The organism is Brumimicrobium glaciale (assembly GCF_004152935.1).
GTDB classification, from domain to species: Bacteria; Bacteroidota; Bacteroidia; order Flavobacteriales_D; family Crocinitomicaceae; genus Brumimicrobium; species Brumimicrobium glaciale.
The window spans coordinates 819,910-845,233 of record NZ_SETE01000002.1; the positions used below are offsets into that span (position 1 = coordinate 819,910).

Consider the following 25,324-nt stretch of genomic DNA (forward strand, 5'->3'; position numbering starts at 1 on the left):
ATAAAAATTACACCACCCCTTCAGGGTTTCAACCAATATTTATTATTTCATAGCCAAGGATTTTATCCTTGGCTAACATACTTCATCCCTTCAGGATTTCGGTAGTAATTAAATATTGTTTTGGAGAATATCTCTAACCTAAGTTATTAATTTTCTCTTCTAAGATTTTAATCTTTTCTTGGGCATCGGCTAACTTTTTCTTTTCGATATTAACGACCTGTTCTGGTGCGCTATTTACGAATCTTTCGTTACCCAATTTCTTTTGAACAGATTTCATAAATCCTTTCGTGTATTCTAACTCTTCTTTCACTTTCTCAATCTCTCCTTCAATATCTACTGTATCTCCAAATGGAATGTAGTAAGATGAATTTTTTACGATAAATGAGAATGAATTCGCTAATTTATCCGTGATATATGAAAGTGCTGCAACGTTCCCCATTTTAACAAGAACAGGGTCCATTTGTTCGTGGTGATTACTGCTTTTTACAATTCCCAGTTCAATTTCTATCTTATTGGCAATGTTATTTTGCTTTCGGATGTTACGAATGTTAGAAATTATATCTGCTGTATCTTTAAAGTTAGCAATCAATGTTTCATCCACTTTTCCAGTTTCTGGCCAAGTAGCAACAATGATATCTTCTCCATCTTTTCTGTCTCTCAACAAATGCCAAATTTCTTCAGAAATAAATGGCGTAAATGGATGAATGATTTTCATTAACTTTTCAAAGAAAGCAATCGTTTGCTCTTTTGTTTTCGCATCAATTGGTTGTTGATACGCTGGTTTAATCATCTCTAAATACCAAGAACAGAAATCATCCCAAACCAATTTGTAAGAAGCCATCAATGCATCAGAAATTCTAAATTTATCGAATTGATCATTGATGTGAATCAACGTTTCGTTCAATTTACTTTCGAACCATTCCACTGCAATTGCAGAAGATTTTGGTTGTTCAATTTCTTGAACTTCCCATGAACTCACCAAACGGAAAGCATTCCAAACCTTATTTGTAAAGTTTCTTCCTTGCTCACATTGACTTGTATCAAACGGCAAATCATTTCCTGCAGGTGAAGAAACCAACATTCCAATACGTACACCATCTGCTCCGAAATCTTCAATCAACTTAATTGGATCTGGAGAATTCCCCAATGATTTAGACATTTTACGGCCTAATTTATCACGAACAATTCCAGTATAGTAAACGTTTTTGAATGGCTTTTCACCCATGTATTCATATCCCGCAATAATCATTCGCGCTACCCAAAAGAACATAATTTCTGGAGCGGTAACGATATCATTCGTTGGATAATAATATTCTATTTCTTTATTGTTTGGCTTCGTTAATCCATCGAAAACAGAAATTGGCCACAACCAGCTCGAGAACCAAGTATCCAAAACATCTTCGTCTTGATTTAACTCAACATCTGTGATTGTTCTTCCGGCTTTTTCATTCGCTAATTCAATTGCTTCTTCTTTCGTTTTAGCAACTACAAATTCGTTTTCTCCTTCACCATAATACCAAGCTGGGATTCTGTGTCCCCACCACAATTGTCTAGAAATACACCAATCTTTGATATTTTCCATCCAGTGACGATACGTATTTTTCATGTTGTCTGGATAGAATTTAATGTCTCCATTCATAACATGTTCCAATGCTGGTTCAGAGATGTTTTTCATGTCCACAAACCACTGCAAAGAAAGACGCGGCTCAATAACAGCATCAGTTCTTTCAGAAAAACCAAGTTTGTTGATGTGGTCTTCCACTTTTACCATGAAACCTTTTTCTTCCAACTCAACAACAATTGCTTTACGCGCTTCGAAACGATCCATTCCTTTATAATGCAATCCTTTTTCATTCAACGAACCGTCAGAGTTTAAAATATCGATTACTTCCAAGTTGTGACGCTCACCCATTTCGTGGTCATTGATGTCATGTGCTGGAGTAATTTTCAAACAACCTGTTCCAAATTCCATATCCACATAATCGTCTTGGATAATCGGAATAGCGCGGTTTGAGATAGGGACAATTGCTTTTTTACCAACTAAATTTACATAACGCACATCGTTTGGATTCACACAAATTGCTGTATCTCCTAAAATAGTTTCAGGACGCGTTGTAGCAACTGTTAACCATTGGTCCGTTCCTTCAATTTGGTAACGAACGTTGTATAATTTCGAATTCACTTCTTTGTGGATTACCTCCTCATCAGAAAGCGCCGTTTTTGCAGATGGATCCCAATTCACCATTCTTACGCCACGGTATATTTTTCCTTTTTTATATAAATCAATAAAAACATCTTTCACAGATTCAGCATAGCTTTCGTCCATGGTAAAAGAAGTACGTTCCCAGTCACATGAAGCACCTAATTTCTTCAATTGGTCCAAGATGATTCCTCCGTGTTTTTCTTTCCATTCCCATGCATGTTCCATGAATTCATCACGCGTTAAGTCGGATTTCTTAATTCCTTCTCCACGTAATTTATTCACCACTTTTGCTTCTGTAGCAATAGATGCGTGGTCTGTTCCTGGTACCCAACAAGCGTTTTTACCTTGCATACGTGCACGACGAATCAAAACATCTTGAATCGTGTTGTTCAACATGTGTCCCATGTGCAAAACTCCCGTCACGTTCGGCGGTGGAATTACAATGGTATATGGTTCTCTGTCATCTGGCTCACTGTGGAAATAATTTTTATCCATCCAGTGTTTGTACCATTTCTCTTCAGACTTCTGTGACTCGTATGTTTTAGGAATTTCCATGCTTATTTTCTTGTTTGAGACAAAGATAATTAATCAGTAGGAATTGGTAGTGGGTTGGGGAGAATAAATGTTGTTAGGGTAATTGTGAATGATATTTTTTTTTGGAATGTGGGTTTGGGTAGGTTTGAGGTTTAGAGAAAGTTGCTATATTGTGGATGGAAATCTGACAAGTAATTGTACTTTTCTGTTTATTCAAATTCATTCATAGCAGATTTGATCATTAACCAATTAAATTATGAATTATAATAATCTTATTCAAAATATAGAAATGACACATAACGTGTTGCAGTCTTCTGTTGCTAAAGCGATTAACAGAGGACTGACTGTTAGAAACTGGCTTATTGGTTTCTATATTGTTGAATTTGAACAAAAAGGGCAAGACAGAGCAAATTATGGTGACCAACTTCTTATTGAGATTTCTAAATCAACTAAGATTAATGGTTTGTCTGTTACTAATCTAAAAACATTTAGACAATTCTATAAGATATATCCATCTATAAGCCAATCCATTAGTGACTTTTTTAAAGAAAACCCAATTGGTCAGACAGTGTCTGACCAATTCAATTTATCAATTGGTCAGACACTGTCTGACCAATTCAAACTACCAATAATAAAGTCATTAACTGATGAATTCAAATCCTTCGACAAAATAGGAATTGGACCGAATAAAATAATAAGCAAGTTATCATTTTCTCATTTAGTGGAATTACTAAAAATAGAGGATGATTTAAAGCGTGCTTTCTACGAATTAGAGTGTACAAAAGGGGTTTGGTCTGTTCGCGAATTAAAAAGACAGATAGAATCACTTTACTTTGAACGATCTGGCATTTCAAAAGATAAAGCGAAATTATCGGAGTACGTAAATGAAAAAGCCACGCATTTAAAGCCGCATCATATTATTAACTCTCCATTTAGTGTAGAATTTCTAGGATTGAGTGACAGAGCAATAGTTACAGAATCTGATTTAGAACAAGCATTAATAGAAAACTTACAGCACTTCCTTTTAGAGATGGGCAATGGATTTTGCTTTGAATCAAGACAAAAACGCATTTTGATAGATGATGAGTATTACTTTGTAGACTTAGTTTTCTATAACCGAATATTAAAATGTCACGTTATCATTGAGCTCAAAACCGAAAAGTTCAAACACAACCATGCAAGCCAATTAAATTTCTACCTGAATTACTTTAAAGAGGAAATAACTCAAAAGGACGACAATCCGCCAGTTGGAATACTATTATGTACAGAAAAAGGAGAAACCACTGTAAAGTATGCTACAGCAGGAATAAAAGAGAAAATATTTGTACAAAAATATATGATAAATCTACCCAGCAAAGAGGAGTTGGCTGATTATTTAAATAATTTAGACTAATGCATGAAAAATGAGGAAAATCCTTTTGAGTATAAAATCATCGTCAACAGCCTTCTATTCAATAACTTTTCAAGTTAATTCTCAAAACTTATTGAGCAACCAAAACATCAAGCTTATTGCATTTCATGTAATCTATATACCACTTTTCATTTTCGAAAAATAAATAAATGGTTTCTAAATTTGAAAAAGTGATGGAATAATAATTCTCTTCAAGCAAGATTACTTCGGCAGTTGGCAATTCACTGACACAGCTTTTCCAGAATACCAATTGGTCATAATCAAAAATTATGTTATTTTGCTTCTTTTTCAGAAAATCCATGTAAACATCTTCATTTTTCTTTTCAATTTTAATTAGCTGATTTAGTCCTTTAAAATCATTTAATTCCATCACTTTTATAGTTGATAAAAACAAATCATTAATAGTTTCTTGACTTAAATCTAATTCCTCAGACTTTACTTTTCTCAATAACTTTTTCTGGCGTACAAAACTCTTTGCATTAGTTTCAATTTCACTACCCGACAATTCTACTTTTACCGCAAGGTTTAGAATATTACGGACACCCCAAGCCGCTTTTGCCAACTGAATCCATCTACCAGTACCTGCACCAATGACATAATATGTTCGATCTTCTTCTCTTTTCTTCTGCGAATAAGCTCCGAAAGTGATGGATGAATTTTGACAAACTTCAGCCAATGAGATTTCTCTACTTTTTGGAATACATTCAAATCCAACACAAAATCCATTCTCTGGGGCATAAATGGTATCTAAAATTTCGATCTTATTCCAACTTTGTTTTTTAATACTATCCAATTGGAAATTCTTTATCGAAATTTTTCGACCCACAGAACCTGTCTTAAGATCGTACTCATAAATTGCTGGAATAATTATGTAATCATCTTCAAAATTTAAAACATAAACCGAAATACTTTTTATTAATCCTCTATAATTTTCACTTGCGAAAATATAACTGCTCAAAACTCCACCATTTGTAAGAGAAACTCCAGCTTGACTATGATCAAACTCGTTTAAAAAAAATGTTTTAGGCGAAACAATTGACACTTCAGAAAATTCTAGCACACTCCCCGCTTTTACTAACAAAATCTCCATCAATCTCATATCTCTAATGGAGGTCGAGATCGTTTCATATTCTCCACCAGAAAATATTATTACAGAATCGTTTTCTGTTAAATAATCGATGCAAAACTTACCATCTTTATCTGAATAACTGCCTGTCTTGGTAGTGTGATTAATGACTTTCACATAAGCAATTGGCTCACCGGTTCTATCAATTAATTGATTGCATATAATTTGTGAAATTCCATTCAGACTGAAAAATAATGCTGAAATAAATAATAGAAAGTACTTTTTTGAATTTATTGTTTTTTGAATAATTTGCATATATCGGTAAAGTTGCGTTAGTGATACTCCTTTCAAAAATAGACTTATAATTGGAAAATCACAACTTCCTTACATTTTCAATTCCACCTAAACTAATATCAAATTCGCATTTTACCCCTACTTAAATTTACTATTGATTTTATCGGCATACTTACTTTGGATTGTGGTCTAAAGAAATAAAATTAGAAATATAAGGTGTTTTTTTTTTACGGATATAGCTTTATTGAATTCAAATGATCATCAGAATTCTGACCAACTACAAGACACAGAATAACAAGATATATCCAGAAATTCAATTGATCTGGAAAGAATCGGGAATCGCTTTCATAGCAGTGTTTGTCAAAACTAATTACAAAAATATATTGAGTACTTGGCTATATTAAAGCAAAAAAGAATTTCTGGGCAACTTAGACTAGTGCTAGCAAAACTTATAAAAGATAGGCTCATTGAATGGACTATTCCAGACAAACCAAAAAGGTCTAAACAGCTATATAAAAAGGACACAAAGAGGAATTCTATTTCTTCAAAGATTAAAGGACAAGAAAAGCAATAATTAATAGAAAGATTATAGTACTTTTTAAACTCAATTTTAAGGACTAAAAATTCCTTTCTCACCTATCCTTTTTTGAATGTCATCAAATTAGTCCCCAACTTGAGGACGAATTACATTTTAAGCTTCAACCCAATTGGTCAGTCACTGTCTGACCAATTCAACCTATTAACCAAATACAAATACCCGTCTCAATCAATTCAATTCCGTATCACTTTCCCCGTTCCAATAACCCTATTATCGTTGACGATATTATAAAAATACATCCCTTTTTCATTTAACTTAGGCGTTATTTGGGTGCTAATTTCATTTAATTCAAAAATCCCTACTTTTCTCCCGTTAATATCATATAACACAAATGACGAACCAACAAGACGTTTTTCAATGTCAACATTTAATTTATCATTAAACGGAACTGGGTAAATATTAAACTTAAAATCATTTGTTTTTAGTGAATTTTCAAAGGTACTTAAGTTTACACCATTTGGGTTATAAACTGCTAGACCACCTCCTCCAGTTGCCATCCAAACGTTGTCTAGATCATCAAATTCAAAATCATATACTACGCTATGTGGAAGTCCTGAATTCTCAGTTGTCAAGAAATCCCAATTCGCACCATCAAAACGAGCAACTCCTTCCCTTGTCCCAATCCACAAATCATTCTGATTATCAACTCCTAGAGCTGAAATATTATCAGAGGGTAAATTTGAATTTACTGAATTATATGTCGTCCAATTTGTACCATCAAATTTTGCAATACCATAATACATTGTTCCAACCCACAAGTTTCCTAGTTGGTCAAGTTCCAAATTCCAAATCTGATCTAAAGGACTCCCAGTGCTCGAAGTGGTGTAATTCTCCCAATTGATGCCATCAAACTTAAACAATCCATGATTGTGAGTTCCCAGCCAAATATTATTTGATGCATCAACAGCAATATCATTTATTAAGGTTTGGGGCATCATTGAATTTGATGCATCATAAACTATCCAATTTAATCCATCATATTTCACCAGTCCATAAAACGATGCAAACCACATATTCCCCAAGGAATCGACGGTTGCTGCAGTAACAGAATTTATGGGTACACCCGAGTTTGCTGTATTATAAAATGTTGTGTTTCCATTTTCAAGCTTACTTACTCCTCCATGCAGTCCCATCCAAATAATTGAATCATTTTGAATGCTCACCCACCTAGTATTTGAGTTCTGAAGATAGGTTTCCCATTCATAGTCTTTATAAGACAACAGATAACCATTCGAAGAGTTACTTTCATTATCTATCAACCACAACTTTCTATCAAAATCAAGGGCTATATCTTTAATTCTATTTGACGGCAAAGGAGAATTTGAAATATCATGATAAACAGTTGTTGAACCATTAAATTGAATAATCTGTGAGTTAGGCCACGTTCCAGTGAGCATCCATTTATCTCCGTTGGAAGTAATTTGTAAATTCCCTTGTAAACTGGATGGTAAACTTGAGTTTGTTGAATTATATTCACTCCAATTTGTTCCATCAAACTTAATCAAACCACCACCTAAACCTGTATCCTCGAGCCAAATAGCCCAGATTTCATCGTTATGAATCATCAACTGCTTAATCCTACTCCTAGGAAGTGAAGAATTAAAAACAGTATAGGTTATCCAAGTTTGTCCATCAAATTTAGAAATTCCATTATATGATGACAACCATATATTGTCATTAGTATCTATTACTATGTCTGTAATTTCATTATTAAGAATCGGTGAATTATTTGTAAGATAGTAGGCAACATTTGTCCCGTCAAAATTTAATAATCCAAGATTATAAGATCTCATCCAGATACTTCCATTACTATCAAAAACAAATTCCCCTAGGTAATCTGGCAATGATGTATTGGAAGAATTATAGACATTCCAGTTGAGTCCATCATACTTTATTAGATTTTTAAGATCTGAAGAAACCATCCAAACATCTCCATTCTCACTCTCTCTAACAAAAGCAACATTAGAATCTGGAATTGCTGAATTTGAACGGGTGAAACTTGTCCACTGCGTGCCATCAAATTTAGAGATGCCTTTTTCATAGACATCAAACCATAAATTCCCATTTCCTGCCCTGCTCAGACCGGTTAAATGCACACCTGGCAAATCTGTATTGGAACTTAAATAATGTTTAATTTCGCCTGTAGTTTGATCAATAGTGACTCCACCTCCTTCTGTAGCCACCCATAATTTATCGCCTGCTTCAGCTAAATCATAAATTTTATCATTGTTCGTAAAATTAGCCCAGTTAGTAGTCTGAGCATTTATCATATTTACAGTAAAAAACAGGAGTACTAGAATATAATTTTTCATAGTGCGGGTTTTTAATTCTTTTCTCCATAACGTGGATTTACAGTCCGAGGTTGGAAAATGACACTAAAAACCTTGCAAGAGTTTCTTTAATAATACTTTTTTTGAGGCGCAGTATTACAACTCCACAAACTCCCAAATAGGATTACCTTTTTCTCCTGTTGCTGAATAGAAATCAATAAATCTCATTTTGTAATAAATTCCTTCGTGGTCTTGAATTACGTAAGAAATATTCATATTAATTTCGTAATCATTTCCGACTAATATTTTCCAACTAAACCCTATTGTGTTTGTATTTTCTGATAATTCCAAACCAGCAACATAGTTTAAATCGATGGCTTCAAAGTCAACTTCTGTAACGACGCTAACCTTCGTTTCAATACGATTTGTTAAACATCCTGTCAATAAATAAGGTGTTACAACGGGTTCATAAAACTGGTGAACGTATTGGGTGAAAACGATATCCCAATCTTTCGTTTTTGGCGAGACATCTTGTTCAGCATCGCTCATCATGCTGAAATAAGTAAAATTGTATTCGTCTTTCTTAAGAATTGTGCGGGTAGAAGATGAAGAAGCTTCTAAACTACCAAATTCAAAAGTGTAAGTTGTTGGAGTAACTTCAATGATTTTTAGTTTATAAAATCCAAGAGGGTTTCCTGTGGAAGAATAACCCATGTCCAGAATTCTCACAAATCCATCTTCCCAATTTCCAATTCCTGTAGAATCTAAATCCCCAGTTGCATTGTCAAATTTCGGATTCACGATGTATCCATCTTTACTCATTACATGTGATAAATTCATTTTATCTGTCGTGTAAACCATCATATTTCTTGCAGTATTGATGATGACATGGCTTCCATTTTCACCTGTTTCAAATCCGATATCCCAAATGTTTTTAGAATTCTTTCCTGTCATTTGGTTGGTCGAGAAATCAAAGTAAATCTGATATTCGTAGTTTCCTCCCATGCTGACTTCACCGACTTTAATGTCTCCAGCTTCTCTTTTCGGAACAGGAAGTTCTTCTTTTAAGCATGAACTCAGTAAAACAGCGGTAATTAATAATATTATAAATCTCATCTCTTTTAAATTTATTTTGAATTAATGTTAAGTCGAATTCCAAAATGATAAACACGTCCCATTCCAATGCTCACACTTCCAGAACTTACTGAATGTGCTCCCTCGCCACTTGCAGAACCAGTGATTGAAGTCACATTGAAAAGGTTTTTAACTCCCATTGTAAATTTTAGTTTTTTGTTCCAAGCAAATTTCGAAACCGTTAAATCCGCCATGTGATAATCGCTAATTTTAGATTCGTATAATTCTCCGTCTGCATTCATGCGGATATTTGGCAAAACACCTGTGTATTTATAGAAAACAGCAGTTTGCAAACCGATTTTCTCCCAATTGTATTGTAAGTTAAATTTCACTTCAGGAGAGAATAGGAAGTCTGTTGAATTTGAATTTTCTTCTGCCAAATCATTGTATCTCCCAATGTATCCAACTCCAGCACCTGCGGTAATGTTTTTATAATTCAAGTTACTTTCTAATTGAATTCCAGTTGTCGTATATCGGTCCAAGTTGAAGTAAGAATATTCCGTTGCTGAAGCTTGTGCCAGCGTGATCAATTGGTGAATATCATTGTAGAATAAAACTGCTTTGTTTTTCAATTTCACATCTTTTAATTGAATATTTTGATGTAATGACAAGTTGAAATGATTCGCATATTCAGCTTCTAAATCTGGGTTTCCAACAATATTGTGATTGATATCCACAAAAACATAATGCAATTCCTTTATTGAAGGAGCGCGGAAACCTCTGGCATAAGATGCGCGTAAACTCAATTGTTGTTTATCATTTTGCAACAAATCATATTTAATATTTAAAGATGGCGTGACAGGAGAAGTGTATTCGGAATTGTAACCGTATCTAATTCCCGGACGAATAATCAATGATTTAAAAGGCGAATATTCTGCAGTTGCATAAATCGCATAATCTCCAATCGCTTGTTGTCCATCTAAAATTCTTTCTCCTCGCGCAATTTCATAGAGAATATCATATCCAATTTCATAATTTATCTTTTTATTCGACTTGGTTTGAATCAAACTTCCTCGTGAAATAAAACTATGGTATTGTGAAGTATCATGATCACTTGGATTTCCTGAAATTACATCAGAAATATCCGTTAAATCTCGAACTTTAGTATTCTTTTGTCTGAAATAGCCATTATAAGCTGCAATAAATGAAAGACGGTAATTGTCTTTGAAACGGTATTGGAAATTCGCGCGTTGATTGACTCTATTTGTTTTGTAATAATCATCATAAGCCGCTTGTTGATAAGGCGGACGCGGCATTCCCCGATTTATGATGTTCTCATTAAAAAGTTGTCCGCTGTAATTAAACAAGGTATTTTTTCTATTGTATCTGTAATTTATTCCTCCAAAAATCTGTTCTTTTGGATTCCATTGCAACGAACGTGAACTGTCAGCAATTGGTTTTGGATTGTAATGAAATGCCTCGTGAGAAGGATCCCAACCATCAAAAAAGTATCGACCTCCTTCTAATCGGATCTGGTGTTTTTTGATTTGCCATCCCAATGAAACAGTGTTGTTCACTTTTCCACTGCTTTCAAAATAGTTGTTGGAATTGACTTCGAATTTCTTTCCTTGATTTTTTTTCGTGATTATATTAATTGTTCCAGCCAAAGCATCCGTTCCGTAACTCACAGAAAGTGGACCTTCAACAATTTCAATACGTTCGATACTTTCTAATGGAATTTGGGATAAATCAATATTTCCGTTTAATCTTCCCGTTAATGGAACTCCATCCACAAGAATTTTAACATTTTCTCCACCAATTCCTTGGAGTTGCATGCTACTTCCTAAGATATTATCTTCTCCCAATCGAACATTTAACTCATTGGTCAAAACATCTTTTAAATCTTGGGCAGCCATCGCATCAATCTTTTGACGATCGATTACCTTAATATTATGGACTGCTTTCTCTACTAACTGCGATTTGTATTGCGCTGTAATTGCCACTTCATCAAATTGTCGAACAGCAGGAGCCAAAGCAATTGCTGTATCTTTTGAAATAACCAATCGTTCCAGTTTCTTGGTTTCATAACTCATAAATGAAATGGTCATTGTCAAAGGTTTTTGAGTTAATGCTTTGTCAATATTCAGTTCACCATTAATTGGAGTCGTAAAGTTGTATGTTTTTTCATTCAATTGAACCGTAATTCTAGCACCAGGAATGGGCTGACTATCTTCAAGAGAAATCACCGTTATGGTTTGACCAATAACGAATGGTGTAAAAAATAAAAGTAAAACGATTGTATAGAAAGTGCTTTTAAAATTCGCTTTTGTCATGATAATTTTCTTTTAATAGTCAACCCAGTTTTTTTTGGTGTAAAACCCACCCATTCCGGGCCTTAATCAGAATAGGTGGATTAAAACAAATTATGAAAAAACTATTTTTGATTTAGGTAAGCCTCGATTATAGATTGAATTTCTTTTTTCGCTTTTGCCTGGTCATAATTGTCACCAGTGTATTCGTCACCCATTCCAAATAAGTGCTCATACATTAGTTTTTTATCCACTTTTCTCTCAAATTTCATTGTTTTATTTGCAGCGATTGTTTCTCCCCAGACAGTTCTAACATCAGCCCAAAATCTATGATTTTCTTTCCACCAATCGATTGCTGGTTGACAATTGTATTCACCACGAGTGAAAATTTCATGTCCTTTTTCCCAAGTAATAAGTTGATCTTTTCCGTTTTCGTCACGGTAGATTTTCTCGTTGTCTTGTTCCAAATTCCAACCATTTTTAGTAATTTCCATTCTGCTGTGACGTTTTGTAACATTGTAATCTTGTCTTACAGATAATTCACGTCTTGGCAATGGTGCATCAGCTGTAGATTCCCAGTAGTTTTTCCCGTCTACATGAACCCAAGTTCCGTACCCTTCATAACGTGGACTATCATCAACTTGAAAAACTTTTTGTGTCCAAGTTCCTTTGGCATCTTTCTTAGAAATCTTCTTATTGTTCCAAGTTCTGTCTTTATCGAACATCAAAATTGTTTGATTTTCATACAACCAATCTTGGCGCCAGTGCTTCACTATAAAAGTGTCATTTACCACTAAAATATGTTGAAGCGATATGAAATCTGGTTCATCTTCTATTGCAAAAACATACTCAATTGCGTGCGATGAATAATCATCGTATTTCACATAACCAGTATCTGGTGAGAACGTTTCTGCGAAATCAAAAGTCACTTTATAACAACCTTCCATTTCTAAAATTGATTTGCGGTCTTGTTGTTTCTTGTCTTTTTGAGTAAAAGCAATTGTGCTTGTTAAAGCTAAAGCAATAAAGAGTATTTTTTTCATAGTTTATTATTTGTTTTAATTATTTATTAAATGTTTATCGAATACTTCGTAAATCGTTTGCTGTTTTCTTCCAACTCTTTCGTTGCCTTCGACAGGCTCAGCCAACGGATTACCCTTCGGTGACTGAGCCTGTCGAAGTTCCGACATGGCGCCATGCTAAAGTGATGGGAGAAGTAATTTACGAGTAAAGTTCCCGATGCGTATTTTATTTAATTATCAATTTCTGATTAAACTGTTGACTTCCAGAACGAACATTTACAATGTAAATCCCGCTTCTAAAAGAATGTACAGGAACATTTTTTACATCAAAACTAGAATCTCCAACAAATACTTGCTCATACATTATTTGTCCTTCCATGTTCATGATTTGAACTGTTGTAGCATTAGAATTCATGTTGTTTAAAATCAAAGAGACATTATTTGTTGCAGGATTTGGATATACAACAACTTCTGATTTTTGAATTCCGTTTTCATCAATTGATAACGCGGAAAGCTTCTCTTTTGTGAATACAAAATTTCCGTCTGTATTTCCACTAAAACCAGTAGGAATAACTTTCCAGATGTCTCCAGTTTGCGTTTTCACAAAATAAACAACGTCATCTGCTATACTATAACTCATTGTAGAAAATTGAAATTCTTTCCAATCTGCGCCAATAGTACTTATGTCATTAGTGAATGTTTCTGTTGACCAATCGTTGTAATTGGCAACATCTGAAACGCCATCAATCTGCACTACTTCAGTGTTCGGACCAGCTATAATTCCAGTTAGATTGTATGGTGTTGGAATAAAACCAGTGTATTTTCCGAAGAATAAATCCCAGTTTTCAATAGTTACAGGTTCGTGGTCAACTGCTGACTCATTTTGAATAGAATAATAGCCAAACAATTTGTCTGTATAATCCGCTTTTACAATGGAAGCTCCGATTTCATTTGTTCCATCAATGTTTGCATAAGTAAAGTTGAAAGCTCCATTTGCCATGTTATCAATGCGGAGTTTTCTGTAAGAATCATCCATTAATTTGATAATAAAAATTGAATCTCCTGAAATGATGTGTGTATTCATATTGTAAATTCCCCAACCCACATCAAAAGGGTCATTTGGGTTGATATTTTGGTCTAATGCACCGTTAAACCAGGTCTTTTCAGAATTGTAAACTGCTGTCCAGTTAAATAAACCAGTTGTGTCGGCAGTTGCCCAATCGCTAATGTCTCCATTGGGATACGGATAAAGCAATATTCCATTTCCAGAATTTATTCTAATTGATGTTCCGAACCCTGATAAATCGAAAGTTAAATCCCAATCTGCAGCTGCTTTTGTTCCTTGATCACCGTTTTCTAAACTGTACCAAGTTTCATTTGCATATCCTGCACCAATACTTACAGTTTCTGAAACTGATTGTGCGTTTGTAAATTGACTTCCTGCGAAAAGAAGTGACGTAAAAAGTAAATATTTTTTCATTGTTTTTATTTAGATTAATTATAAATAACGATTACAAAGGTATAGGCAGGATATTGAAGTGCCAATACCAGAAACTAGGTATTCACTAGGTTTGAGGTCAAAATACCTAGTTCAGGGTATTTTTATAGTTAATTGATTTCGCTCTGATAATTTATCTACTTTTGCCTTATTTAGAATTAATCTAATTAGTATGAAGACAATAATATGTACTCTTTTCTTGATCGGAATTATAAATATAAGCGCTCAAAAAAACGTATTTCTTGAGGGATCATTTTGGAATGAAACAACAACTATAGCGCAAGTCAAAAATGAAATAAAGAACGGAAACAGTCCAACTGAATTCTCTACTTTTAATTTTGATGCGACGGCTTATGCTATTTTAAACAACACTCCTTTAGCAACAATTCAATTTCTGTTGAATATTGAAGGAAATGAAGTAAGTAAAATCACCCATGATGCGAGGAACTACCTCATGTGGGCTGGATATAAAGGGAATTATGAATTGGTGAAAATTCTAATGGAATCTGGTTCTGATATTCATATAATTGATGATAAAGGAAACAATCTACAGACTTTCACAGCAATGGGAGGTATTACAGATCGCCGAATCTATGAATTGTATAAGAAATATGAATTGAAACTTGAAGCGCCCAACCGAGATGGAGGAACTGTAATTCATTATTTGGCACAACAAGCGAACGATATCAAGGCATTTGATTACTTCATTAATAACGGATTGAATATAATGTCAGTAGACAACGAAGGAAGTTCAGTCTTTCATTATGCTAGCGCGCAAGGGAATATCGAATTGCTTAATCAACTTATTGCAGCAGGTTTAGATCCAAAAGCACGCAATGAAAACAATGAAAATGCATTGTTCTTTGCAGCTAAAGGAAAACGCAGGTTTTATAATGACCTTCCTGTTTTTGAATATTTAATGAAGCTAGGATTAGATACAAAAATGAGCAATAATTCAGAAAATAATTTGCTGCATTATGTGGCATTAGGAAATAAAAGTGCTGAGGTATTTTCTTATTTAATTAAGCAGAATATTGATGTTCAAAAGATAAATAATGAAGGAAATACGCCTTTAATGAATGCAGCAGAAAGAAATAATACTGTTGCATTGTCTTCACTTTATGAATTAACGAAGGACAAAGCATTGGTTAACGAAGAAGGATATAGTTTACTGACCTATGCTTTGAGAGCAAGGAATTCAGGATTGGCCGAACGTGTTTTGAAAGCAGGTTTAGACTTTGAAATAGTAGATAAATCTGGAGATAATTTAATAACACATTTGGTTGACACCTTTGATGACAAAGACAGGGAGTTTTTCGAACATTACTTTATGGTTTTAAATGGAAAGAAAGTAGAAATTCAGAATAAGACAATCCATTTAGCTACAGCTGTTGAAAGCGAATACTTAGTAAATATTTTGCTAAAATCTGGTATTAATATTAACGCTAAGAATAAAGATGGAATCACAGCTTTGCAATTGGCTGCTATGAAAGGTAACCATACAGAATTCCTTAAATTCTTAATCAGTAAAGGAGCTGAAAAAGGTGTGAAAACTGATTTCGATGAAACTGTTTATGATTTGGCTAGAAGTAATGAGCTTTTAGAAGGTGATTTAGAATTTTTAAAACTACAGAAATGAAAAATATATTAGTATTTGGATTATTGATTTCAGCATTAACGTTGACTACGCATAATGCTAATGCACAATCCGTTGGTGGAGAATATAAATGTTTAATTCAGCTGAAAAACTACCAAGGTGAAGGCGCTTATGTGATTGTTTCTATAGTAAATTCAAAAGGAGATTACATTGAAACATTGCGCGTTTTAGGAGACGACCATGAATGGTATCCAGATTTGAAATCTTGGTATGCGTGTAGAGAAAAGGCTAGACATCAACCGAGATTAGACGGTGTAACTGGCGCTACAATTGGAAGTGGAGAACGCTCAGTTGTTGCGTTCGAAATTAACAAAAAGTACATTGATCAAGCTTATACGCTTCGTTTTGAATCGGCAGTTGAAGACAAAAGTTATCATGCTAAAGATGTTGTTGTTCAATTGACAAGCGAACAATTAAAGCTTGGTAAATATGAAGGAACAGAAGGATATATTCGTCAAGTAAGACTAATTCCTGTCAATAAATAAACGCACGGCATTCTATGTTGACTCATTTTTGGAGGTATAGTCACTTGTTTTTGGCAGTGTTTTCTAGTATTTTTTTACTCATCGCTTCAGTAACTGGAATTATCCTTTCTACTGAGCCAGTTGCCGAACACCTTAATTCTCCAAGTGATAAACTTGCCGCAGACACCATTAATTTAGCGCAACTTGTTCCTCATTTAAAAGAGGAATACATTGAGGTCTTTTCTTTGTCAGTCGATAGAGAAAAAGCGGTGAGAATTGATGTTATTGGATTTGAAGAAAATAAAGATGGAGAATTTTACATTCATCCAAGCACTCTAGAAAAACTAGCGGATATTCCACCTAAAAATGAATTGTACACTTGGGTAACCACTTTACACCGTTCACTTTTCTTGCACAATACTGGTCGAATACTTATGGGAATAACAATTTTCCTGCTTTTCTTGATGGCGGCTTCTGGAATTGCATTGGTTATAAAACGTACCAATGGTTTACGACATATTTTTACCTGGATTAAAAAACAAAGTAACGCGCAATACTATCATACTTTACTGGGAAGATTGACCTTTATCCCAATTGCAATAATGTCGCTTTCTGGAACAATTCTATTCTTAAATACCCAATTTGAAACAAGTTTAAATCCAGAAATAGAATATACTGCGCTGCAAAAAGAAACAATCAACCCAGCGTCCTTTCCCATATTTCAAGAAACTATATTATCAGAAGTTATAAAATTGGAATTCCCTTTTTCTGAAGATGAAGAAGATTATTATCATTTGGAATTACTGGAACAAAAATTGAAAATTCATCAATTTACTGGAGAAGTGGTAAGTGAACAAAATACCACTTGGATTCAAAATTTAACTGCCTTATCCATGACGCTGCATACTGGAAAAGGACAGTGGGTTTGGTCTATCGTATTGGGATTGATTTCAATAAATCTGCTTTATTTCATGTATTCAGGAACTAAGATTACATGGAAAAGACTGTCTTCTAAAACGCGGAACAAAGTGGGTCCAGAAGTAGCTGAGTTTATCATTTTGGTAGGTTCTGAGAACGGTTCAACACGAAAATTCGCTAATATTCTTCATAACGCATTATTGAAATCAGGAAAATCTGTTTTTACTACCGACATGAATTACTATCAAGTATTTCCAAAAGCGAAACATTTAATAATCATGACCTCAACTTATGGCGATGGAGAAGCGCCATTTAAAGCGAGGAACTTTCTTTCAAAAGTAAATGAATTAAAGCAATTGAATACGCTGGAAACGCATGTTATTGGGTTCGGTTCTATGATTTATCCAAAGTTTTGTCAGTTTGCTATTGATGTTTATGAAATGCTAAATCAGAATAAAGAATTTATACTAAAAGCACTGCCAACATTGATTGATGGACGCTCATACATTAGTTTTGGGTTATCGATTGAAGAATGGAAAAAGCGTCATTCTATAGATTTGGAACTTCCCAACGAAGATCAAAAGAGACCCGCTATTTTATCGACTTTTAAAGTCGAACAAAAGCAATTAGTCGATGATGGATATGTTTTAACTTTCACTTTAGAATTAAGTCCACAAGGAAATATAAACTTCCAATCAGGTGATTTATTAGCAGTCGCACCACCAGGAGATGATTTGGCCCGCTATTATTCGATTGGTAAAACAGAAGGAGGAAATATACTTCTCAGCATCAAAAAGCATGATTTAGGAGAATGTTCTTCCTATTTATTAGCTCAAGAAGTTGGTGATGATCTTTCAGCTTACGTTAAAGAAAATAAATCTTTCCATCTGCCTAAAAAAGGAGATGTTTTAATGATTGCCAACGGAACAGGAATAGCGCCTTTCTTAGGAATGACATCTATGTATTCCAAGCAAAAGAAAACATTTTTTCTGGGAGGAAGAAATCCACTAAGCTTCAAATTATACCATAAAATAATCCAGCAAAATAAATCAACAGACTTGTTCAATACCTTGCATTTCGCATTGTCCAAAGAGAAAGACAATAATCGTTATGTTCAGGATTTAGTGAACGAAAATAAGGAAGAAGTTGTCCACTTACTCCAGAACAAAGGCAGTATTATGATTTGCGGTTCTATTAAAATGAGAGACGGAGTTTTAGAGGAATTGAAAAATATTCTCGAAGAAGAAAAAATGGAACCACTTGAGAAGTTTATTGAAAAGGGCAGGATTTTAATGGATTGCTATTAAAACGATCACGTTCTGCCCTGAATTTCAAAGGAACCATTTATTGAATTTAGTTATCTAATACAAATAAGATTTCAACCTCAATACCACCAAGATTACTCACAAGGACTTAGTTCTAATCATCCTCACTTTTTGAATTGAAAGATACTATTTGAATTAAAAAACTTCAATATAAGTAACAGTTCAGATTTGTGAGGTTTGATCATACTTGAAAAGATTAACCCTCTAATATTAGCAAGAACACTCATTAAAATAAAGGCAGAAATAGAGCATTCTCAGCATATCAAAAACTTACAACTCGATGTATCTTATTACTCAAAGCTGTTTACTCCAAAAATCCTTTATACTCCATTCCTAAATTTGAAGATTCCCAAATTGAAGATTGCTCCAATAAATCATCATTAAATCTTGCTTTAGTTTGTAATCTAATTGGATAGTCTTCTAAATTTCCATTCAGAATAATTCTCCTTCCTACTGGAACATAAATTTTGACATCTACTTTTTGACCTCGGATTTTACTTTTCTTCGGGAAACCATACTTTGCTGAAACATTCAAAACATTTCCAACTTGTTCAATGTCAAAGTTGATCTCCTCAGAGTTTTCTTTGGCAGATTTTAGTGTACCTCCATTACTCCTTTTTTCAACTGAATAATAAAACAAAGAATCCGAAGCTGGTAAAATCTCAATTCTAGCATAACCCAGCTTTACTTCATTTTCCGAAATTGACAAATAGCGATCGAAATCATAATCCATCGCATTGGTAATCATCATTTCATCTTCGAAAATATTGACTTGTAATTCAGGATAATTTCCTTCGACATACGTTTTTTCTTGTGATTTATAAGTCTCCTTAAAGTCTAAACCAGTTCTAATTCCGATGAATGATAAACCAACAATAGCGACAAACCATAAGATTAATAAAGTTAAAATTAGCGCCCTAGATTTAGGTTTTTGATTAAACAATAACATTCCGCCAGCAATAATTAAAAAGATCAGAGGAATTATAGAAACTGCGAAAATTAACCATGAAGCCAGCACCGTTGTAGTGAAAAACAATCCAATTAATGAATTAACATCTCCATCGATAAACTCGTTATTTATAAAGAAGAAATTAAAGTCAGCTAGAAAAAACAATACTAAAAACACCAAACCTAAAATTCCTCCAAGGAATAATCCAAAACCTATAACACGTCCTATCGCTTTTGCAACATTTGAGATAGGATTATCTTTTTTTTTAAAAGTATTTTTAACAGATTTTGAAGCACGTTTAAAACCCGTTTTAGCTTCGTTTTTTACTGAATCTGCAAAAGCTCTTATATTATCGATATTAGCCGATTGACCTTTCATTTGCAATTTCTGAGCAGTTGTTTTCGCTTCTGGAATCGCAATCCATGCAATAATGTAAATCAAAACTCCGGAACCACCAGCGAGAACTAAGACAATCCACAAAACACGAATAATCACTGGATCTATATTGAAATAGTTTGCCATTCCAGCTGAAACTCCACCCAACATTCCTTCGTCTGTATCTCTGTACAAACGTTTTGGAATTTCTTCATAAGAAGTTTCTTGATAGGTTTGTTCCTCCTCATTTCCTTCAAAATCTTCATCAAATTGATTAGGAGAACCCATAATTGCCATGACTTCCTGAACATCAGAATAGGTAACAACCTCCTTATTTTTATTCAAACGTTCCTGAAACAATTCAGCAATTCTAAATTGAATATCGGCAACCATTTCTTCAACACCTTCTTGGTTTGAAAAAACGCGTTTAATATCGGCGATGTATTGATTTAAAACTTGGAAAGCGTCTTCCTCAATATGGTAAACCATACCTGCCAAATTTATTGTTGTTGTCTTTTTCATAGTGATTTATTTTCTAATTGGTTAACTGCTTTACTTAATAAGCCCCATGTTGTCTTTAATTCTGTTAAAAAAGAAACACCCGCTTTTGTGAGTTCATAATATTTCCGTGGTGGCCCGGCATTGGATTCCTCCCATCGGTAATCTAATAAGTCTGAATTTTTTAATCGTGTGAGCAATGGATAAAGCGTTCCTTCCACAACAATCAATTCTACTGCTTTTAATTGTTCAATGATTTCAGAAGGATAACATTCCTTTTTCGAGAGTATAGACAATACACAATACTCCAAAATTCCTTTTCTCATTTGTGCTTTTGTGTTTTCTACTTTCATGATTCATTAATTATTTTGACAAATATATAAATAATATAGTACTATGCAATACAAGGTACTGTATATTTTAAAATAAATTTCAAAATATAGAATGAGAATGAGAGAAGAAAGCGCTGGAGTGATTGCTAAAACAGAGTTTCCGATGATAAAGATGCTGGGAAAGGAGAGGGAAAACAGAGGGAAAGTGAAAAATTCTAATTCGAAGCGCCTCATTACTCCCTACTCAAAACTCTTTACTATTTTGTATTTGAAATGGGAAAAAAATATTTTTTTCCCATTTCAAATACAAAATCCGTAGTTTAGCGAAAAATTAAAAACATGAATAAGAAACACTTAATGATTGGATTGATTGCAGCAGGATTTTTTACTAGCTGTACAAATTCATCTGAAACCAATGAAGCACCTACTAACGAAATGGACACAACAGAAGTTGTAGTTGAGGAAAATGAAGAAGAAATGGTTGATCCTAACCAAACTTCTTTTGGACCAAACAAAGTAGATACGACAAATGCACTTTCTACGAAGGAGTTATTGGCTCAATTCAAAGGGAAAACAGAAATGGACGCTACTTTCAAAGCGAAAATCAATGAAACATGCTCTAAAGCTGGATGTTGGATAAACATTGAAAAAGAAAATGGCGAAACTTTCATGGTTCGATTTAAGGATCATTTCACTATTCCTGTTGATACGAAAGTTGGAACTTATGCATACATGTCCGGGAAAGCCATTCAAGATACTGTTTCTGTAGAAATGCAACGACACTTTTTAGAAGATGCAAATGCACCTCAAAAAGATATAGATGCAATTACAAAAGTAAAATATGGAATGACTTTTATTGCTGACGGAATTGAGTTGGTAAAATAATCTTTGTTTTTATGAAATATAAAAAGGGCGCAAATTGCGCCCTTTTTTTTGTTTTTTTTTGTGTGCATGCTGTATGCATGCCTAGTAGGGCAAGCCTACGTGCATGCCTAAAAATTATATTCTCCTTTTTCAATAACACGTAAAGCAATTTGCTGACGCGCTTCTTTAGAATTGAATCCTTCAATTTTCGTAAATCTTCTTAATCCCATTAACATCATTTTCGCTTCGTCTCCTCCAGCAAATGCGTTAATAGCATCTTTACCATATTTGTTGATTTTGTCTGCAACATCATAGAAATAAGTCTTTACAATTGCGATTTCATCTTTACAAGCTTCTTCACCTCGCATAGAAATCATTTTGTCTACTCTCAACAATACTGATTCCGCTTGATAAGTGTCAATTGATAAATCTGCAATATTCATTAATACTTCTTGCTCTTTAGCAAGCGTCGCCATTAATTTCTGAACTGCAGAACCTGCAACCATTAAAATTACTTTCTTGAATCCTTTCAATGCTTTGTACTCTTCAGCAAAAACCCCTTCAGGCTGCTCTCCGAAATCTGGAATACTCATTAATTCGTTCGCTACTTCTTGCGCAGGTCCCATCAAATCAAGTTCACCTTTCATTGCTCTTTTCAGCACTAAATCTACGATCAACATTCTGTTAATTTCGTTTGTTCCTTCAAATATCTTATTGATTCTTGAATCACGGTATGCTCTTTCAACAGGAGATTCTGCAGAATAACCCATTCCTCCATTGATTTGAACTGCTTCATCAACAACGAAATCTAAACAATCTGAACCTGCAACTTTTAGAATTGCACATTCTGGTGCAAACAACTCAATTCCTTTAAGTGTCGCTTCTTCTTTGTCCATTCCTCCTTCAATATAAGAAAGAATTGCATCATCTATGTTTTGTCCAGCGCGATAAGTAGCCGATTCAACAACAAAACATTTAATTACTTGCTCAGCAATTTTGTGACGAATTGCTCCATATTTAGAAATAGCACGACCAAACTGCTCACGCTCATTTGCATATTTGATAGAGTAATTAATGGCAGCTTTAGCTCCACCCAATACTGCACCACCTAATTTAATACGACCAATGTTAAGAATGTTCAATGCTATCTTAAATCCGTTTCCACGTTCAGAAAGCATGTTTTCAACTGGTACTTTTACATTATTAAAGAATACCTGACGTGTAGAGGAACCTTTAATTCCCATTTTCTTCTCCTCAGGATTTAAAGTAATTCCTTCAGAATCTGCATCAATAATAAATGCAGTTAAATTTTTATCGTCCTCGATCTTTGCAAAAACAGTCAACACATCTGCAAAACCAGCGTTGGTAATCCACATTTTCTGACCATTAACAATATAATGCTTACCGTCTTCAGTTAATTCAGCTTTTGTTTTTCCTGAGTTTGCATCCGACCCAGCAGAAGGTTCAGTTAAACAGTAAGAAGCTTTCCATTCTCCAGAAGCTAATTTTGGTATGTATTTTTCTTTTTGCGCTTGCGTTCCATAATAAAGAATTGGTAAAGTTCCGATTCCAGTATGCGCACCATAAGCTACGGAAAATGAATATCCTTTTCCTAATCTTTCTGTTGCCAAAAGAGTTGTTTTGAAATCCAATCCCATTCCACCTAGATCTTCTGGTACAGATAAACTCAATAAACCAAGTTCACCTGCTTTTTCTAGAATAGACTGCATTAAGCCTTCCTCCATTTCATCAATTCTATCTAGATTTGGTTCAACTTCAGTTGCAATAAAATCGTCGCACATTTTGGCTATCATTAATTGCTCTTCTGTCCACTCTTCTGGAATGAAAATATCTTGTGGCTTTGTATCACGAATGATAAACTCACCTCCTTTAATCGCTTTAGTTTCTGACATATTAATATAGTTTTATGATTTTCCGTTATTATTCAATTGTAAATATATAAGATTTTTCTTTATTATGCAAGCATACAAAAGTATGGTTTTCAATTTTTAATAATTTAAAGTTGAAAATTCATAAATAAAACGCTCAACACTTAGATTTCTTTATCTTTGAAAAAAAGTAATGCAATAGTGAAAGTTTTTCAAGGATTTAATGAAATGGCTAAAATTCCACATCCTGTTCTAACGATTGGAACATTTGACGGAGTTCATATTGGTCACCAAAAAATAATTAAGCAACTCAATGAAGTAGCCGAAAGAATTGGTGGTGAATCTGTTCTTTTCACATTTTATCCGCATCCAAGAATGGTTTTATTTCCAGAATCTCATGGACTAAAGCTTATTCAAACACAAGTTGAGAAATTAGATAAACTCGAAAGAATGGGTTTAAAGAACATTATTGTTCACCCTTTTACACAGGAATTCTCTCGCTTAACCGCTATTGAATTTGTCCGTGACTACTTAGTGAACAAACTCAACATCAAAACAATTGTCATTGGTTACGATCATCAATTCGGAAAAAATAGAGAAGGCAGCATAGAACTTTTAAAAGAGCTTGCTCCTATTTATGATTTTGAAGTAATTGAAATTGGAGCTAAAGATATTGATGAAGTAAATGTAAGTTCTACTAAAATTCGTGAAGCACTGAATCAAGGTGATGTTGCATTAGCAAACACGTATTTAGGTGAAGAGTTTCAAATTAATGGAATTGTGGGACATGGTCAGAAACTGGGAACAAAACTCGGCTTTCCAACTGCAAATATCGAAACTAACAACGACGTTAAACTCATTCCAAAAAATGGAGTTTATGCAACGCGCGTGGTTAGAGAAGACGATTCAGAATACTTTGGATTGGTAAGTATTGGTGAACGTCCAACAGTTGATGATTCTGGAAAAATTACAATTGAAGCTTATTTAATTGACTTTAAGGACGATTTATATGGTGAACAATTACAGTTAAAACTGCTAAAACGCATTAGAGACGAGAAAAAATTCGATAGTTTAGATGAATTAATCACAGAAATGAAAAATGATGAAGAACGCCTTCGCAATTGGATTGTTGATTATAATTGGTAGTTCTGCTTGGAGTCAAATTCCAAAAGATACCAATCGCTATTATACTTTATCGGAAGCTAAAAACGCTTTTGTCGATACAATTTATGCAATTGATCTATATAAGGAAGGATTAACAGAAGTTCCAAAAGAACTCGAACAATTCAAAAATCTGAAAGGATTAAAATTAACCAAGAACAAACTTGAGGAATTGCCGGAATTCTTTTCCAACTTTAATCAACTTGAATTCTTATATATCGACAAAAACAAGTTTACTCACTTCCCTCCAGAAATTTTTCATCTTTCCTCCCTACTCTATTTAGATATCAGCAGAAATAAAATCGGCTCCATTCCGGCGGGAATTAAAAACTTAACCAATTTAAAGTATTTAGATGTTTGGGACAATAGATTTACAAAAATCGATGAATCGTTTGCTGAACTTCAACAATTGGAATTTATAGATTTTAGAGGAACTACCTTTGCCGTATCATTTGTAGAAAAATGGACTTTGGCTTTTCCTAATACTGCAGTGGAATTTGATAATCCTTGTAGTTGTTTAGACTAAAAAGAAGACATTAGAAAGGAAGACATTAGATGTTAGACTTTAGACAATAGACAATAGACATTCAGAGTGCACTAAAGTGCTCTTCTA

18 protein-coding genes are annotated in these 25,324 nt (G+C 34.0%); 8 read left to right on the top strand and 10 right to left on the bottom strand.

The genetic code is table 11. The features are described from left to right. Positions 1–133 precede the first annotated feature (133 nt). Positions 134–2,758, bottom strand: a complete 2,625-nt coding sequence (locus tag ERX46_RS07140) for a valine--tRNA ligase (RefSeq protein ID WP_130093153.1) — start codon at positions 2,756–2,758, stop codon at positions 134–136. Between the two features lie 235 nt (positions 2,759–2,993). Here ERX46_RS07140 and ERX46_RS07145 point away from each other — a divergent pair, with 235 nt between their 5' ends. Then, on the top strand, positions 2,994–4,130 hold the full coding sequence (locus tag ERX46_RS07145) for a PDDEXK nuclease domain-containing protein (protein WP_130093154.1): 1,137 nt from the start codon (positions 2,994–2,996) through the stop codon (positions 4,128–4,130). A gap of 88 nt (positions 4,131–4,218) precedes the next feature. Here the strand turns inward: ERX46_RS07145 and ERX46_RS07150 are convergent, their stop codons facing one another. The 6 genes from ERX46_RS07150 to ERX46_RS07175 all read right to left on the bottom strand — a co-directional run bounded on the left by ERX46_RS07150 (position 4,219) and on the right by ERX46_RS07175 (position 14,261). Continuing rightward, on the bottom strand, positions 4,219–5,565 hold the full coding sequence (locus tag ERX46_RS07150) for a carboxypeptidase-like regulatory domain-containing protein (RefSeq protein ID WP_130093155.1): 1,347 nt from the start codon (positions 5,563–5,565) through the stop codon (positions 4,219–4,221). A gap of 714 nt (positions 5,566–6,279) precedes the next feature. Beyond that, positions 6,280–8,418, bottom strand: a complete 2,139-nt coding sequence (locus ERX46_RS07155) for a two-component regulator propeller domain-containing protein (protein ID WP_130093156.1) — start codon at positions 8,416–8,418, stop codon at positions 6,280–6,282. Between the two features lie 114 nt (positions 8,419–8,532). Next, positions 8,533–9,492 (bottom strand): HmuY family protein, encoded by a 960-nt coding sequence (locus ERX46_RS07160; protein ID WP_130093157.1) that lies wholly within the window; start codon positions 9,490–9,492, stop codon positions 8,533–8,535. An 11-nt stretch (positions 9,493–9,503) separates the two neighbouring features. Further along, positions 9,504–11,783: a TonB-dependent receptor gene (locus tag ERX46_RS07165; RefSeq protein ID WP_130093158.1), complete on the bottom strand. Its 2,280-nt coding sequence runs from the start codon at positions 11,781–11,783 to the stop codon at positions 9,504–9,506. A 101-nt stretch (positions 11,784–11,884) separates the two neighbouring features. Further along, on the bottom strand, positions 11,885–12,802 hold the full coding sequence (locus ERX46_RS07170) for a DUF6607 family protein (protein WP_207214131.1): 918 nt from the start codon (positions 12,800–12,802) through the stop codon (positions 11,885–11,887). Between the two features lie 205 nt (positions 12,803–13,007). Continuing rightward, positions 13,008–14,261 (bottom strand): T9SS type A sorting domain-containing protein, encoded by a 1,254-nt coding sequence (locus tag ERX46_RS07175; protein ID WP_130093159.1) that lies wholly within the window; start codon positions 14,259–14,261, stop codon positions 13,008–13,010. A gap of 190 nt (positions 14,262–14,451) precedes the next feature. Between ERX46_RS07175 and ERX46_RS07180 the strand changes: the two genes are divergently transcribed. From ERX46_RS07180 to ERX46_RS07190, 3 genes are read left to right on the top strand one after another with little or no spacing between them, the layout of a single operon-like run. Continuing rightward, complete coding sequence (locus tag ERX46_RS07180) at positions 14,452–15,918, top strand: ankyrin repeat domain-containing protein (RefSeq protein WP_130093160.1); 1,467 nt, start codon at positions 14,452–14,454, stop codon at positions 15,916–15,918. Next, entirely contained in the window at positions 15,915–16,421 is a 507-nt protein-coding gene (locus tag ERX46_RS07185) for a DUF2271 domain-containing protein (protein ID WP_130093161.1), read from the top strand. The genes ERX46_RS07180 and ERX46_RS07185 overlap by 4 nt, the downstream gene beginning before the upstream one ends. A gap of 14 nt (positions 16,422–16,435) precedes the next feature. After that, positions 16,436–18,625: a PepSY domain-containing protein gene (locus ERX46_RS07190; protein WP_130093162.1), complete on the top strand. Its 2,190-nt coding sequence runs from the start codon at positions 16,436–16,438 to the stop codon at positions 18,623–18,625. Positions 18,626–18,947: 322 nt separating this feature from the next. On the opposite strand, the gene ERX46_RS07195 is transcribed toward ERX46_RS07190, so the two are convergent. Beyond that, positions 18,948–20,489: a PspC domain-containing protein gene (locus ERX46_RS07195; protein WP_130093163.1), complete on the bottom strand. Its 1,542-nt coding sequence runs from the start codon at positions 20,487–20,489 to the stop codon at positions 18,948–18,950. After that, positions 20,486–20,818: a PadR family transcriptional regulator gene (locus ERX46_RS07200; protein WP_130093164.1), complete on the bottom strand. Its 333-nt coding sequence runs from the start codon at positions 20,816–20,818 to the stop codon at positions 20,486–20,488. The genes ERX46_RS07195 and ERX46_RS07200 overlap by 4 nt, the downstream gene beginning before the upstream one ends. Positions 20,819–20,915: 97 nt before the next feature. Here ERX46_RS07200 and ERX46_RS07205 point away from each other — a divergent pair, with 97 nt between their 5' ends. After that, complete coding sequence (locus ERX46_RS07205; RefSeq protein WP_130093165.1) at positions 20,916–21,116, top strand: hypothetical protein; 201 nt, start codon at positions 20,916–20,918, stop codon at positions 21,114–21,116. A 20-nt stretch (positions 21,117–21,136) separates the two neighbouring features. Beyond that, complete coding sequence (locus tag ERX46_RS07210) at positions 21,137–21,682, top strand: DUF4920 domain-containing protein (RefSeq protein WP_130093166.1); 546 nt, start codon at positions 21,137–21,139, stop codon at positions 21,680–21,682. 107 nt (positions 21,683–21,789) lie between these two features. Here the strand turns inward: ERX46_RS07210 and ERX46_RS07215 are convergent, their stop codons facing one another. Then, on the bottom strand, positions 21,790–23,574 hold the full coding sequence (locus tag ERX46_RS07215; RefSeq protein WP_207214132.1) for an acyl-CoA dehydrogenase family protein: 1,785 nt from the start codon (positions 23,572–23,574) through the stop codon (positions 21,790–21,792). 156 nt (positions 23,575–23,730) lie between these two features. Between ERX46_RS07215 and ERX46_RS07220 the strand changes: the two genes are divergently transcribed. Then, positions 23,731–24,696 (top strand): bifunctional riboflavin kinase/FAD synthetase, encoded by a 966-nt coding sequence (locus ERX46_RS07220; RefSeq protein ID WP_242494545.1) that lies wholly within the window; start codon positions 23,731–23,733, stop codon positions 24,694–24,696. Next, entirely contained in the window at positions 24,650–25,237 is a 588-nt protein-coding gene (locus tag ERX46_RS07225; protein WP_130093168.1) for a leucine-rich repeat domain-containing protein, read from the top strand. Before ERX46_RS07220 ends, ERX46_RS07225 begins: the two co-directional genes overlap by 47 nt. Positions 25,238–25,324 lie beyond the last annotated feature (87 nt).